Annotated in this window: 6 protein-coding genes; 4 read left to right on the forward strand and 2 right to left on the reverse strand. The window is 41.0% G+C overall.

Annotation, left to right across the window (positions count from 1 at the left end):
- Positions 1-178: 178 nt before the first annotated feature.
- From RI844_RS06550 to RI844_RS06565, 4 genes are all read left to right on the forward strand, one after another.
- Positions 179-3,997 carry a S8 family serine peptidase gene (locus tag RI844_RS06550; RefSeq protein ID WP_348397639.1) on the forward strand — a complete coding sequence of 1,273 codons (3,819 nt, stop codon included), beginning with the start codon at positions 179-181 and terminating at the stop codon, positions 3,995-3,997.
- Positions 3,998-4,244: 247 nt separating this feature from the next.
- The gene (locus RI844_RS06555) at positions 4,245-6,833 is read left to right on the forward strand and encodes a putative Ig domain-containing protein (protein ID WP_348397640.1); all 2,589 of its coding nucleotides are present in this window, start codon (positions 4,245-4,247) and stop codon (positions 6,831-6,833) included.
- Between the two features lie 382 nt (positions 6,834-7,215).
- Entirely contained in the window at positions 7,216-7,470 is a 255-nt protein-coding gene (locus tag RI844_RS06560; protein WP_348397641.1) for a type II toxin-antitoxin system Phd/YefM family antitoxin, read from the forward strand.
- Positions 7,463-7,726, forward strand: a complete 264-nt coding sequence (locus tag RI844_RS06565; RefSeq protein ID WP_348397642.1) for a Txe/YoeB family addiction module toxin — start codon at positions 7,463-7,465, stop codon at positions 7,724-7,726. Before RI844_RS06560 ends, RI844_RS06565 begins: the two co-directional genes overlap by 8 nt.
- A gap of 290 nt (positions 7,727-8,016) precedes the next feature.
- On the opposite strand, the gene RI844_RS06570 is transcribed toward RI844_RS06565, so the two are convergent.
- Both RI844_RS06570 and RI844_RS06575 read right to left on the reverse strand, forming a co-directional pair.
- A complete protein-coding gene (locus RI844_RS06570; protein WP_348397643.1) occupies positions 8,017-10,449 on the reverse strand; it encodes a Calx-beta domain-containing protein in 2,433 nt (810 codons plus the stop codon).
- 44 nt (positions 10,450-10,493) lie between these two features.
- On the reverse strand, positions 10,494-16,955 hold the full coding sequence (locus RI844_RS06575) for a S8 family serine peptidase (protein ID WP_348397644.1): 6,462 nt from the start codon (positions 16,953-16,955) through the stop codon (positions 10,494-10,496).
- Positions 16,956-16,971 lie beyond the last annotated feature (16 nt).

A 16,971-nucleotide genomic window follows, 5' to 3' on the forward strand; every position in this document is an offset into this window, starting at 1 on the left:
TTACATGAGCATTACAGCTTGCTGGTATTGTTAGTCAGATCTGATAAAACCAGTTAACGTTAATTAACATTTTCGGTTGGCCAGTTTGCTTAAAATAACCAGTTAAATTTGCCTAATTAAAGTACTATCGACAGCTATTTATTAAATTAGCCGATTTGCAATAGTACTGAGTAAATCCATGGTTGTTGAGGTTGTTGTGATTTTAAAGAATTTGAAGTTTTATACATTGTCATTGTTAATGCTTAGTGTGGCGATAACTCCGTTTTCATCTTTTGCAGTTAAAGCTCCGCTTAATCTTGAGGTTAATTCTAAAAAAACTATTGCAATAAAAACCAGTGCCAATAAAACTAAAAAATCCAGAGATACAGACAATTTGTACGTGGTGATTTTAACTGAACCTTCTGTTGCTACCTTTAATGCAAGCAACAGCGCCGCGCAATTAATGGCAAATAAATCGACTAATAACAAACTCAATATTCACAGTAAAGCCATTCAAGATTATCGCAATAAGCTTATTGTACAGCAACAAAATGTAATTACTCAGCTTAATCAAAAACAAAGTAAGCAAGTAACAGCAGAGCATTCTTTTCAATTAGCGATAAACGGTTTTACCGCCCGTTTAACAAAAACAGATCTAGACGCACTGAAGTCATTTTCAAAAGTAAAAGCTGTGCAAAAAATAAAGCCACACAAGCTATCGACCAATGCTGGTCCACAGCACATTAATGCGCCACAAGTTTGGCAAGGGCAAACCGGGCATGGCGCATATAAAGGTGAAGGTGTTATTGTGGGTATTATCGATACAGGTGTTTCAGCTAATCACCCTTCTTTTGCCGCAGTAGGTGCTGATAACTATCAACATATAAACCCATTAGGTGAGGGAAAATACCTAGGAGATTGTGCTCTTGAAGAATATCAGCACTACTGCAATGACAAACTTATTGGCATTTGGAGTCACCCTGAAATTACAAACTATGCGACCTTTTCTGGTGATGACCCTATTGGCCTGGACGTGCAAGGTCATGGTAGCCACGTTGCCAGTACAGCCGCTGGTAACGTTCTTAAAAATGTGCCTGTGTATAATGTTATCGGTGATAAAAGTGAACAAAGCTTTAGTCAAATAAGCGGAGTAGCGCCACATGCGAATATTGTTTCCTATCAGGTGTGTGATCTAGATGGTTGCTGGCCAGACATCGCTGTTTTAGCGGTAGAGCATGCCATAGCCAATGGCGTTCAAGTGATCAACTATTCCATTGGTGGAGAAGCAATCAGCCCTTGGTACAGCCTAGATGCTTTGGCTATGTTAAGTGCCAGAGATGCAGGAATACATGTTGCCACATCGGCAGGTAATATGGGGCCAGAAGAAAAAACCCTTATTAGTCCGGGCAATGCACCATGGCTAACATCAGTCGCGGCAGTGAGTCATGGCAGAGCTTATTCGCAAAAATCATTGACCATTGATGACTCTAACATCGGTTTTGAAACTATTTACGGTTATGCCGCAACAAGTGGCGTAACTGCAACGATAATCGATGGTGATGAATTTAATAATGGTGACTGTTTACGTCCATTTGATGAAAACTCGTTAACCGGTAAAATTGTTATTTGTCGACGTGGCGCCATACCTAGAGTTGAAAAAGGCAGTAATGCGTTAGCTGGTAACGCTGCTGGTATGGTATTAGTTAATAAAGTTGCGGAAGGCGAACAATTAAATAGCGATTTTCATGTATTACCGACTATTCACATTGGTTACCTATCAGGACAATCTTTAATTAACTTTGTTGAAGCCAATATTGATACCATAGTGAGAATATCAGATAGCGAACAAATCCATGATAAAAGTCAAAGCAATATCATTGCTGATTTTAGCTCTCGTGGTCCAGAGCCTATTTTTAACGAATATCTAGTACCTCACGTTTCCGCGCCTGGTGTTGCCATTTATGCGGCAAATGCAGAAAAGCAGCCGTTTTATAGTAATGCTGAACAACCGCCTTACGCCTTTTTAGATGGGACTTCAATGGCAAGCCCGCACGTAGCTGGTGCGTTGGCATTAATATCAGGGTTAAAACCACATTGGTCTCCTAGTGAAGCACAGTCTGCATTGATGCTTACCGCTAATAATGCCGTTTATAAAGCAGACTCAACGCCTGCCGGCTTTTTTGATAGAGGTACCGGTAACATTCTCATTGATCGTGCTGTCAATTCTGCATTGGTGATGAATGAAACCAGCGAAAATTTTTATAACGCTGACCCAAGCTTGCAAGGTAATATCCAATCCCTTAATTTACCTGCACTTGTGGGCAATAAATGTATGATCGAATGCGTTTGGTCACGTACATTTAAAGCGACTACTGCGGCAAACTTTCAGGTAATTATCACCAATCAAAGCACTGGCGTTGAGGTTAGTGCCTCAATTAATGAATTTTCTTTAAATGCCAATGAAGAAATTAGTATCGAATTTCGTGGAAAAATTAATAGTGACTATACTGGCGAATATGTAAGTGCCGATATCATTATTGATAACAGCGAAAACTTAGCACAGGCGACACTGCCGTTAATTGCGACATTTCAAAAAGGTAAATACCCAGACAACATCATCATCAATGCTGATGCAAATATTGGCCAAGCAAATATCAACGATGTAGTAACCATTGCCGTCGATGAAGTTTACACAACGCCTTATAGCATTGGTAAAATCGACAAATACCAAATCGAGTTAAATCGTGACGATTTTGACACAACAGCTTATCCATTCAATATATACAACGACTATGATACCTTCTTCGCGATTCCACTAAACACCCATTTGGGCACACGTTACATGGAAGTCAGTATTCAATCTACCACCTCCCCCGACTTAGACTTATATATAGGTTATGACTGGAACTATAACGGCATGCCCGATACCAGCCATGAAATGACGAGTTTAGTGTGTGAAAGCGCCTCGCCGTCTGCAATGGAAATGTGCAAAATAGATAATCCTGCTAATGCGAATTATTACGTGCTTATTCACAATTATGGCGACATTATTAATCCAAGTAATGTCAGTGATACGATCGAATTTGAAGTATTCACCATTAATGAAAATGACGGTTCAATGGTTGCTTCGACAAATTCGACTATTGAAAACCTTACCGATATTGGTTTAAACATAGCCTGGAATGCCAATATGGTGAGTGGTGAGCAATACGTTAGTGCAGTTGGCCTGTCTTCAACGCTAGATAAACAAGAAGACATTGGCTTTATTCCGGTTCGAATTAATCGAACAAGCAGTACTATCGCGTTATATGCTCCTGAGCAAGTAAATGCAGCTGAGCCATTACAGTTAAAAGTATTTATTGATGCAAACAACGGTGAACAATCACTAAATCACTCGATAGAGATGCCATTACCGGATGGTGTCGAAGTGTTAAGCGTTTCAGAAAACTTTTCATTTGCCAATGGCATGCTAACGATCAATATTGAGCAAGTCGCTAGCAGCAACAATACCGAAGTCATTGTTAATTTAAACACGCAAGGCTTAGCGTTTGACCAAGCGCTAACGTTTAACCTAAAACATGCAATAAATAATCAAATACAGTCGGAAAAAAGTTTTAATGACATACATTTTCAAGGAGTACCCGTTGCCAAAATAAACGGTCAAGAAAATGTAAGTATAACGGCCAATGAGAGCGATACAATCACCTTATCAGCCATTGAAAGCACTAACCCCAGCAACATTGACACCATAGAGTATGTTTGGCAACAGCGTACTGGCCCGGCAATTTCACTTAATAGTACATCACAAAGTGAGATCACCTTCACCCTGCCAAATGTCGAACAAGATAGCAAAGCAACAGTCGAACTTATCGTTAAAGTTGGTGAGCGAGAATCTGTCGCAGCAAGCGCGACGATTAATATTGCTAAAATAAAGTCGAGCAACTCTGGTGGTAGTGTAAATTGGTTGTTACTGATATGTGTACTACTGGTGACAATAAGAAGACGGTATATTTTATAGCCTTCCCCCCTGTTGGACAGCTCTTAATTAATTTTTTAAATTAAGGGCTCAACCCTATGAAACATAGCTATTTTTACCTATAGAACATAACGACTAAGTTTCCTATTTTTACAGCTCTTTGTTTTTACATTTTTTAACAACTAGCAATGGCTCAATAACATAATCTGGATGGTGAATAATTTTTAAGAGTAAGCCTCAAAAACAACAATAACTCGCTTGCTCATTACTATCACCAACGAGAGAAACTATGAGCAAAAATTTAAATAAATCTACTTTAGCCTTGTTAATTGCTGCAACTTTAGGCTTAACTGCCTGTGGTGGCGGTGGTGGCGGAGGCTCGGATGAGCCAGATCCAGGCAATAATACAACCAACAGCGCTCCAGTGATAACAGGAGCTGCCGAAACTTCTGTCGATGAAGGCGTACTATATAGCTTTACACCAACAGCAACAGACTCAGATGGCGATACTGTTACATTTGCAGTTAGCAACAAACCACTTTGGGCGTCATTTAACTCAGACACAGGTACTCTTTCAGGCACGCCGGCACAAGGCAAATCTGGGGTTTATGAAAACATTACAATTTCAGCAACCGATGGCACCGACTCAACCGCACTAGCACCATTTACGTTAACCGTTAATGATGTATTCTCACTTTTAGGTCAGTCAACGTTAACTGTTGTCGCCGATAATGAAGTGGTATTCACTCCAACCGTAAACGATACCGAAGCAGCAAACGTTTCATACGCGGTATCGGGTGAACCTTCTTGGGCTGGTTTTAGTTTTGATGCTGCAACAGGTAGCTTTACAGCAAAACCAACAGCTGCTGATGTAGGTACATATACCATAGTCATTACCGCATCTACGACAACAACCTCACAAACGCACACAGTTACATTAAGCGTGACACCAGCCAGTGTTAACATTGTTGGTAAAGTGGTCGACGGATACATTAATGGTGCAAGCGTCTTTTTAGATTTAAACAACAACTTTACTTTAGATGAAGGTGAGCCGGTAACTGTATCTGCTGATGAAGGCGACTTTACTCTTGTGGTTTCAGGTGATTTAATTCAACAAATTAACCGCAGTACGTTAGTCGCTGATATCGGTGAAGGCGCTGATGACATTTCACGACGTGATGATGATTTTGCTTTGATGCCGGTTAAATTATACAGCTTTCCGGTGACTGATGCGGTAAACGAAGTTGGCGATTACACGGCTGTTATTTCACCATATACCCATTTAGTGCACCAGCAAATTTTAGCGTCTGTTGGAAACAATCTTGGCGTGATTAACGACAGTCTTTATGCTGATTTTAAAGCCGAGGCACTAAGTAGTGTTTCAGCAAAATATGCGGTAGAAAGTAAGTGGTTAAAGTCTGATTTCTTCGCTGAAGGTGTGCCATTAAAAACACAAAATGAGTTAGCTACCCTTGCCCAAGTATTGGTAGAAAGAGAGCAAGCAAATACCAATGACAGCGATAATGACGGTATTGTTGATGCAGACGATGATTTACCTAATAACCCTAACTTTATCAGTGATATTGATAAAGACGGCTTAGGTGATTGTGCAACTGTTGCCCCTTCGGTTTCTTCATGTGTTGATGATGATCCGGACAGCGACAACGACGGTATTTTAAATGCTGCCGATCCACAGCCGTATGAAGCACAAGGGTTAGCGGTATTTGACGCAGCACCAAATGCACAGTTTCCTGGCTATGATATGTGTTTAGGCCTAAAAACCGATGACAGTTTACTGTGTCTAAAAGACTATAAATGGTCAAAACCAACAACACTTAAAGGCTACACATTCAACTTTACTGCCGATGCAATCATTCAAAACGGCGATTCAGCTGCAGCAGTTGGTACTTGTGTGATGGTTGATGATGCTGGCACTAAAGAAATTTTCTGTTTAGATGGTCAGATCAAAATATACGCTGGTGAACAGCAATTAACGAACAACCCCACACATATGGTGATGGGTACTTATCATATGTGTTATGCCGATGATACTGGCATTAACTGTTTTGCACCTGAAGGGTCTGCAAACGTTGATGACACGCCGACGTTAACTAACGTACAAAACTTAGTTGCAACCGCTGTGGCTTCTTGTGCACTTGGCGATGAAACTATCGACACGGTAACTTCGACGGTTGTGAAATGTTGGGGTGGTGGTGATTATGATATAACCACGGTAATGCCGGAGTTTGTTAACCCGACAGAGTTATTCACATCTAGTACTTCTGCCTGTGTTATTGATGACAATGGTCTGCAATGTTGGGGCAACCCGGATTATTCACATAACAGTATAAACCATGCGTCCACCACGATCAGTAACCTGAAGATGACGAACAAGCGTGTATGTTTTATTGATGATGGTACGCCTATTTGTTACGGTCACAGCGATCAATTAAACCCAGTACCTACTGCCCCTGCGGATATTTATGACGTAAATAATGAACTAATAGTAGCCAAAGGTGACTTAGTTGCACCATTAGAGGAAACACTAACACCTTATGTTGAAGGCGTTCATCAAAATACTGTTTTATTAGATGCTGTAACATTTGCTGAAAACGCAGCAGCGAGTTCAATTTATATCGCAGACAAAAATGTTTGTACTATCAATGAAGGACAAGTAAGTTGTAACACTATTCGCTCTTGTGGCTTCTCGTTGAATGAACTCGACGAACATGTGTGGGGCTGTAGCGATAAAACATTTGAACTTGATTTAGAGTTTGATGCTAAAACACTAACATCAGGTCCTAACGGTTTATGTGCAATAGGCTCATTAGACGCACAATGTACAGGTACTGGTTTTGAAGGTGAAGTAAAACCTTAGTATTAAAAACTAAAAGCCTTTTGGCTAACGTTAAAAACCAGTTCATTTGAACTGGTTTTTTTATGTCTTATGTATCAATTAAGGTTTTATTCAAAACTAATACCATTAATTCCATTAATCATTACATAGAACTAGTTTTAGTCGTTGGTTGTACCTACTCTTCTAGAAACGATTCGCCGTCATTGGGACTAGTGCAGGCATGCACGTAGATAGAGGAATGTATGGAGCAATTACCGAGGTCGCAACCTCCATTCAGATATAACGTGCCTAAAAACAATCGTTCCCGAAATAATGAAACATAGTCAAACATGTCTTATTAGTTGTACAACTTTGTTTGGATATATTATACTTGTAGCTAATATTGAACATGTAGAGGTATACAATGAAAATTGTTTCATTTACCGAGGCTAGAAATGGTCTAAAGTCGGTTTTAGATGGTGTAATTAACGATGCTGATACCACGGTAATAACTCGTAGAGACTCAGAGGATGCTGTCGTTATGTCACTGGATTATTATAACGGTTTAATGGAGACAGTTCATTTGCTTCGTTCACCAGCGAATGCTGAACATTTAAGCAAATCTATTACCCAATATAAGGCTGGAAAAACTACTCATCGAGAGATCATAAATGAGTAAATTGCTTTTATCATGGACTGATGAAGCATGGTTTGATTACACTTACTGGCAAAGTCAGGATAAGAAAACACTAAAACGTATTAACAAACTTATCTTTGATACTAAACGCTCTCCATTTGAAGGGATTGGAAAACCCGAGCCCTTAAAAGAAAACCTATCTGGTTTTTGGTCTAGACGCATTGATGACACCAATAGGTTGGTTTATGTTGTCGATGAGAGCGCATTAACCATCATTTCCTGTAGGTATCATTACTAATACCAAGTCCACTAATTATCTGCTCATTTACGCTAGAAACGGCTATACAATATCTGAAATGATACACCGTCATCCCCCACGAGCAGAGCGAGATGAGGGACCTCCTGAAGTATGCTGTGACTTAATTTAAATGGTTGGTGGGACTTCAGTCTCACACGCGAGGTTACAGAATTTATGCCATCCATGGCGTTTTGCATTCGCTCATCCCTGAACGAAAAAATCCGCAGTAAAAAAATTTACTGCGGATTTTATTAGGTTTACTTACTTGCTAGTTATCTAGCATTACTTAATTAACTAATTTTTCGTCTTAAGCCAGTTAACGCTAACGCTGATATTGCTAACCAACCTAATGAGCCGCCTTCAGAGTCACTTTCGCGTTCAGGCTCAGTCATCAGGTTAACGGTTACTATTTTAGTACCAGACAACTGTGGGCTTGCCATTACAACGGTAAACTGCGTTTGCTCTGTCGCTTCGGTAACATTTAGCTTTTTAATGTGGATGTTTTTTTCAACTTCACCCGCAGCAAAAGTAACAGTGCCGAATCCCTCAACAAAATGAGTGCCAGCAACTGCAGTACCATCAACTGTTTTATAATGCACTTGAATTTCACCAGCTGATGCATCATCACGAGTTAAGGTAATGGTTGCTTGCGACGCGTAGTAATCTACATCAATAGTATCTGTTGCAAGTGCAACAGAGCCCGTGGCTACTTCATCATCAGCAATGATCACATCCATGGTTTTTATATCGCCTGAAACATCGGTTTCAATCATAACCTGGAATTGACTCACTTCAACGTTTTGATAATCGTTAGCCAGTAATTCAACTTCAATGGTCTGCTCTACCTCACCTTCAGCGAAATATACTTGACCATTTACCGCATTATAATGACTACCGCTTTTTGCCGTGCCATCAACAAAGGCGTAATTAATCGTTTGACCACCTTCACCACCACTACGGATAATTTTGATGCTAGCTGTTTGATCAGTTTCATTAACGTTAAGCGTCCGGGTTTTAAAACTAAATGACCCCGGTTTGGCTGAATCATTATCTTGAATAATCACTTGCGCTTTATTCGTCTTAATATTCAATCTTTTAGCAAAGAATAATTCTGCTTGAATGTCGGCATTTTCGCGATATTGATCATTATCAATAATGCGAACATCTACGCTTGTCTCACTTTCTCCTGGGGCAAACTCGGCGCGAACAAATTTTGCTTTAAAGTCAACATTTTCAAGCGCGGAAAATTCACTTTCAACCGATGTAAATGCAACTTCTACACTGGCACTTTCACTCAAATCACCATCACGAACTAATGTCACACCGGCATGTGATGTGCCTTCTAATGCTAAAAACACTGACGATTTAAAGCTTACATCGGCGCTTTGCGTAGGTATTACACCATTATTCGCCATAGACGGTAATGATTCAGTTACCGCTCTAGCATTATCGTGTCTTTCATCACCACACGATTGGCCTTTATAGCTAACATTTGGTGAAGATAATACCGGAATTGGTAAAGACTCTTGATTAAAGTTCAAGTTCATCACCGTTGCCTGACCATTACATTTACTGCCGTAGGCGTAATCACTTTTTCCGCCATAATCGGTTCTTTTATTGGCGGGTAATAATGGGTGGTTCTCATAATAAGAACGATTCACCTGGGCAAAGTTGTGAAAGAAAAAGTGACGAGCAATATGTCTGTTACGACATTGGTGACGCATTCCACCTAAGATGGTGCCATAGACAATTTCAGCACGATCTTTTTCTTCTTTATAGACAAACGTAGGCCCACCTAAATCGTCTAATTTATACTCGTTACGTCGTATGCCACAAGTAAACCCGCCACCAGGAGTGATTGCGGATACATAATCAACACCAAAGTCTTTAATATAGTCACGCAAGTTTTCGGCGCCTAACGCATCACCAAACATGTATTCGCGGCCATGCACGAGTTGCTGGTTACTAACTTCTTCTTTGTCTTTTTCACTAAGGAAACGACTATCTTGACGCTCAATAAATAATGGGTTTAAGTAATAATCGACACCACTGTTATCCAAAATATCTTGAGTTTGGTAATGCAGCCATAAAATTGATGCTCTTATCGATTTATTGCCATATATATATTCCATATATGGTGTTGTGGTATACCCAACATCGAGGTTAGTGCTGCCGTCTTTAGTCGCTGGTACAGGTAAATTACCATTAACCAAGATGTCACCAACATTAGGCACTTTATAAGCATGAATGAACCATGCAGATCCACCTAACGAGTAGGTATCTATAATACTAAATGACTCAGTACCATTACTCACATCGCCAAACCAGCCATTTTTATCACCACGGATCAAACGCAAAATATTGCCATCGGTATTCGTGCCATAAAGGTGCAATAAACCGTATTTGTATTCGATACGCGTGGTAAATTCAAAGTCAACATCATCTACAGTAAACGCCAATGTTGTTGCGCCAGATGCTACGTGTTGATTGAAAAAATCGTGGGCTAAATCAAGCAAGTCAAACTTATTACCTTCAGCTTCACCAGCTTCAACATCGCTGCCTAAAGCAATGCCCATATCTTCAGACATTTCCAGCGCACTATCGGGATAACTGGTATCGATAATCATACCAGTATCGTCTTGTGAGGTTTGATCAAACGCTTGCGCAGAATGAGTTGCTAACGCTACCGATAAAGCGATACCAGATAATTTTATTAAGTTCATATTTTTCTCCAGAATTGGGCAACACGATGCGTTGCCCAAATGCGTTAAGCGTTTATTTTGCGAAATCTGAAACCTGCAGCAATAGCAAGTAACATCAAGAAACCAAAACTACCACCGGAAGAATCACTACTTTTGCTTTCTTCTTCAACGGTGTCAGTTGACTCGTCACTGTTAGTGGTACTACAACTCTTGCCTTCGTAACCTGCCGTTGCCACAACATGAACGTTGATATCTTTTTGCGCAATATCGTTTTCATTGTGCATATCAGCCACTTTAACGGTTACCGTGGTATCACCTGTAAAGCTACATTCAGCATTTATGGTTAATAACGCACCTGAGTTGTTACCATCAAGTGACACATTTAACTTGTCACTGGTTGCAATTATGCTATTGGCGGTTAAGTTAGAATCTGCATAAAACACTGGTACTTGTATCTCATTACCTTGCTGAACAACAATGTTGTTAAAATCAGCAATAGTAATTTGACTTGGTACGCTAACAGTATATGTCTCAGCTTTGTGTACTGAGTCAACAGTGTGCTCTAGCGTTAACTCTAGGTCTTGGCCGGCACTTTGCTCATCAATACGTAACCAGAAGGTAAAGTCACTGGCACTGTAATCCGGACCATAATAGTCATAACAAATGACCAAATCATCAAACAGCACCTCTTCCAAATTATTGGAAGCAAAGAACTCTCTACGCGGTGCTTTAATCAGGCCAAAGAAGTGCACATCTGACTCAAGACCTTGTAAACCAACGGTATCATTACGATTAAAGCCATCATCTGCCGGTAGCATGTTTAAGTTATCGTAGGCATACATAATTTCAAATGTACCCGGACGGTAGCTATGCTCTAAATCAAACCATGCCTGAAAGTCCATGCTGTCGTTGTATCGAACATCAGCGTTTTGGGTAAACGCATTGTCCCACTCAACAAGCACTTTATATTCAATACCATCAGCAAACAGTGCCATAGTCATACCTTCTACCGAGTTTGTACTTTCACCGATAATAAGGTCTTTTTTCTCGACAGTTTGGTTGTATTTCACCCCTTTACGCCACATTGGCGCCATAAAGATTTCATTCTGTGGCCATAGACCTGGTCCAAAGCCCATTGGATCACGGTCCATACCTATACCGGCACTAACATAGCCCTTTGGCGACATTTTAAACTCGGTATGGCGACGAGGTCCGTCATACAAAGATACATCGTAGCCACGACTATCAAAATAGAACTGTTGTTCTAAATCAACGTAAGTGTCTTCATCTTTCATCAAACGAGCATAGAAAGGATTTAACTTAACCAAGTCTACGTAGCCACCATTACTGTGCGTACCATCAGTATAAGTACCGACGCCTGGCGTACGACATTGTGGGTTATAGTTATGACTACCATCGATTACGTACGGATGATTCGCATTGTTAGGATCATCTGGGTTAATGTTGGTGGTCATTACATAACCTTTGCCTAAACGGTGCGTGTTTGGTTGATATAAACTCAACTCAAAACCGGCCGCGTCTTCAGTTTCATTGAAGCCAGTTAAAAATCTAACATCGCCACTGATCGCATTACGAACAAAACTGACACCTTCAGGTAAATCAAGTTTTAAATCTACCCCACGATTGTAGCCCGATAAGTTTTCCGCAACATTTAAATTAACTTTCACATAACTACCAGGGCCCGCATAGATATGACCATCGTCTGTATCTAATTGTTGAGTACGGTGGAACTCTAACGATATTGGTTGCTCTTTACGATATAATCGAATTGGCACAGTGCCCATATCAGCAGCAATCGCATGTTCATTAGAATACAACTCGGCTACCGCGTAACTGGCATGATCAGATTTCATCGGTAAGCTATAGGTTAGATCCATCTGTAGAACGCCCTGCGCAGGGTTTACTTCAGTAGGCGCTTGTAACAACATGTTAGTCGACATATCTTCTGAGACAATTGATACCGCGTAATCGAAAGTATCCTTGATCCAAGTAGACTCTGTTGGCGCTAAGTCATTAACGTTTTGCATTAAGATCCAGTATTTACCCGGTTGTGGGTCAACTACATAACAGAAGTTTTCTAAGTTTTGGGCAAATGAGGCACAAGTGATTTCATGGGTACCATTTACAATTCCTGGTTCGACGATATCACGGCCAACAACCATCATTAACGTGCCCGACAAGCGTTTTATTTCCTGAGTTGTACCTGTATTACTCGACACTTTACGCAAGGTATCAATACCTAACATTTTAGTACCTTCTGGTACGTCAACCCAAATTAATTTAGCCGACTTATTGTTATGAGCATCTTTATAATCAAAGTTTAACTTAGTTTCATCTAGCGCTAATTCTACTCGGCCAATCCAGGTTTGACCTAAACCAGGTGAGGTTTGTAGTTCAATTTCACCGAAGCTCGATGTTGCTAATTCACCATTGCTATCTTGGTTAATGTAACTAACATTATCTTGATGATATATCTTAGTGATCATGCTATCCGTTGCCATTGCCGGCATGCTCAAGTCGATAGGGAATTTACCCGTATCAGCACTTGCTTCGGCGCGAACTAGTGCCGGTAAACGGTCAACATCTAATGAAACACCAACTGGCAATCTTAACTGTGGAATTGTTGCATCAGTGGCAACAAGACGTACTTCACCACCAGTGTAACCGACACCATTAATAATGCTGTCATATTGATCTTTAGCAATACTACGGTCAATTTTTGCGGTGAACATAATCGTCACTTTGTCACCAACTTCCACGTCGAAGCTATCGATTGACGCTTCAATTTGCACGGCGGATTCTAATTTATCAATTTCGACTTTCCAGCTACCGGCACGTTTTGCGGTGAAGGTGCGTAACCAGGTACAAGTTTCAGGACAACTTCCGTCGAATAAATAAGGCATATTTAATTGACGCGCATCACCACCTGCACTAGGGTTAGCAGCCTTCATATTTGCTAACGTTTCATCTAACACTAAACCAGTATTAGTCGCCGCTTTCAAATCGATAAGGCCAGTACCTACATGCCAAGAGCTAACATTTATTTTAGCTAAATACATAACAACTTCTTTCATTACTATGTTGTTATCTTCATCATAAATAAGTTCACCGTTATCATCGAGCTCAGGCTGTAACGACACTGAACGAGAATGATCTGGGTTATCTTCTTCGTACTGATCTTCATCAATATAAATGGTGCGGTAAGCGACTTCGCTCGCTGTCATAGTCAATGCAGATTCGCGCTCATGCTCAGTCCAATTTGGACGCAACTGTTTAAATACTGCCATAGTACCGGTGACAACGGGCGCCGCCATCGATGTACCATTACTAAAACCAAAGTCAGCTGAATTCCAGCCTTTATCTAATAGCGTGTTATCACTCCAGGCTGCATAAACATGCACACCAGGTGCCATAACCTGTACCGGCATTAGATCTTTAAAGTAATAATGAGGACCTTTTGAGGTGAAGTTTGCTAATACATTATCAATACGATCGTCATCTTCTTCGATACGCTCAATATCATAGTATTCGCTGTGCAGAGTGATACGTCTGTCACGTACTAAATCGGTAAGGCTGCCTGCGTCGGGGTTGCCTTTAAAGAAAGGCGCAAAGTCATTTATCCAAGTATCTGTATTAATATGGGCAAATGGAATCTTACTCGGAAAGCGATACAAACTGTTGTATAACAAATAGTCATTGTATAGCACTACAGATGCTTGATAATCGTCTTCAGCACGGTTTTTAATACGTGCAGTTTCCATAGCTGCTGCTATAACATTTTCAGATTTTGCTTTTAACGAAATATTATCGCCATTACCTCGAGCACAAAATACCACGGCATCATCAAAATCATAGGCTTCTGCGACAGGAGCTGCTGGGTTGCGCCACTCACTTAAGTTTTCACAATATTTATCACCTTCAAACACGCGCATCTCTGGTGCACGACCTACCGCATTTGCTTGTACAGTTGCAGACTGCTCTGATTGCGTTGATGCTATTAATGGCTCATCAACTTTATAATTCGTCTCAACTGGGCGCGAACTTACAACACCAAAACCTTGAACTTCTGATACTGGGCCTGTGCTATTTTCATAACGTTCGTAGTTTTCATAATCTCTATCCGCTGGCGCACGTACTCGACATTGACCAATAGTTGGTTGATCTATGGTTGAGTTTTCACCATCACCATCTCTATCTTCAGGAACACAGTTTTCTTCGTCTGAATCTTCACAGGTGTCACCATCATGGTAAATAATTGATTGTTTATTGTTCCAAATTAAACCATTAGAAAACTCAGTTTCCATGTACGTCTCAACGCCGTAGGCACAGACAATACCTTTCGAGCCGCCTAAACGGCCACGGTAATTAGGATGAGCATCATCAACGTCAATTTCTGGACAGTAAAAACGCTGTTTAGAGTATTGCTCATATGGAGAGCCTTCGTCAGTTAATGAAGGGAATACCGCATCATCATCTGTTAAACAAATAGATTCACGGGTTGTATAGTTTGTTGGTACATCACGGTTAATGTCTAAACACCCCCAGTCTTGGCCAGATGATACTTCATCTTGTGCTACCCACTCGGTACCAATTAAACAGTTGGCAGGATCGTGCTGATCGCCAATGTCAATGTCGCCAAAGCTATCACACTGTTTAGTATCGGGGTCACGAAATTCATCATTGGTACACTCTAAATAACATAAGTCATCTTCAAGTAATTCATAACCTTGTTTACACACTAAGCCTTCTGAACAGTCGTCATTAACACATGCACCCATAAATTCAGCAAGTACCGCTTTACCGTTTTCGTGTTCACCGGAAATATTGTACCAACGATTAGTCAGAGATATGTCAAATGGCACATCGTCAATACTCGCGTTGATGGCAGCATCACGGCTCATTTCTTCAGCATTAGCTGGCATTTCACGACGGTTAGTTTGCGTCGCACCAACGGTTAATATCCACGGCGCAGCATGCTTAACCGTGCCTTGATAACCTGAGTTACCAGCAGCAACCGCAATGTGCATACCTGATTCGCGGGCCGACAAGAATGCCTGACCGATAGGGTGATCCCATGAATCGTAGGGGTTACCACCTAATGACCAGTTAAGTACGTCTACGCCGTCTCTAATCGCATCTTCTAGCGCTAATACCATCACGTCGGCTAAACAACCGGCATAACCAGAATTTGAGTTAGCTGAAATACATACTTGATAAGCGATAACATTGGCGCGTGGTGCAATACCTGACACATCACCAATAGGACCTTTTGACGCTGGAAGACCTGGGCCGTTGATTTCACGGTTTAAATGCATCACATCTTTAATCGCATTACCTGCCGCTGTACCGGCAGTATGAGAGCCGTGACCGGCGTGATCTTCACCAACAGGTGGTACCGCATAGTAAGTACGATCTTGCATATACAAGTCGCTATATTCTAGTTCGTGTTGATCCATAACATGATCAATTAATGCACGTTCTTTATACTGATTGGTTAAGCGTTCATAAGAGCGCACACCAATAAGCTTGTCGTTACACATATGTTCAAAGCCATACTTCAAACAATCGCCAACGTAGTTACCATCACCCCAAGGGTTAATATGATCATATGGATCGGCCGTTTCCCAGGTAATTCCGCTGTCATCGGTGTAGAATTTGCCGCCACCAAAGTCCATAAATGAAGGGTGGTCAGTATTAATCCCAGTATCGGCAACACCAACAATAATGCCTTCACCTTTAGCACCTAGGTCCCAATAATGTTGCGTGCCGATAATGTCGTGCACACCACGAACACCGTTAACAGCATCCACTAAGGTTTGAATTTGGTGAGCGGTAACACGATGAATACTTTTTACCGTCGCTAACTTGGCAAGTTCTGCCGCATTATCTTGAGTAATCGACGTGGTAAACGCGTTAACCGCTACGCCATAATGAGTATTCGCTTGAATATTAAAGCCAAAACCATTCGCTTCTTGTAAGAAGGTTTGTTGCTTTGCGGTTAAATAACTTTCATATTTTTCGACACGATGTTGATAATCACTCGATGCTTTCAAGGTTTTTAGGTTAACCTCATTGGCTTCGTTGACGTTGATAGAGCTACCATATTGCTCGTTGGCAACGGTACGCAAGTGCGTTGCCGGTAAGCCTGGAATACCACCAGTATATTGAGCAACAGGACTGTCGTGTAATACCACGAAGTATTCCTGAATGCCTTCAATGCCCTCTTCAGGGGTAAATTTAACGATTTGGTTGAACTTTTGGTTAACGCCTTGCGTAGTAGGTAAACCGTTTACACGGTTAACCTGTGCAGACTTTGATTCTGACGTACCATTTAATTCAAACGCTTCAAACGCTGGCTGCTGCTTTAAATTTGCAGGTAAGCCAGAGTTTTGAAAATCGGGTAGATCTATAGTGTTTTCTACCGTGGGTAAGGTTACCGCTGCAGCTGCCGCACTACCCATATACAGGGTAGAGAAAGTAGCTAAAGCTAATTGCTTAATTTTCACCTTTAAAACCTCTCTT

It is taken from the genome of Thalassotalea fonticola (assembly GCF_032911225.1).
GTDB classification, from domain to species: Bacteria; Pseudomonadota; Gammaproteobacteria; order Enterobacterales; family Alteromonadaceae; genus Thalassotalea_A; species Thalassotalea_A fonticola.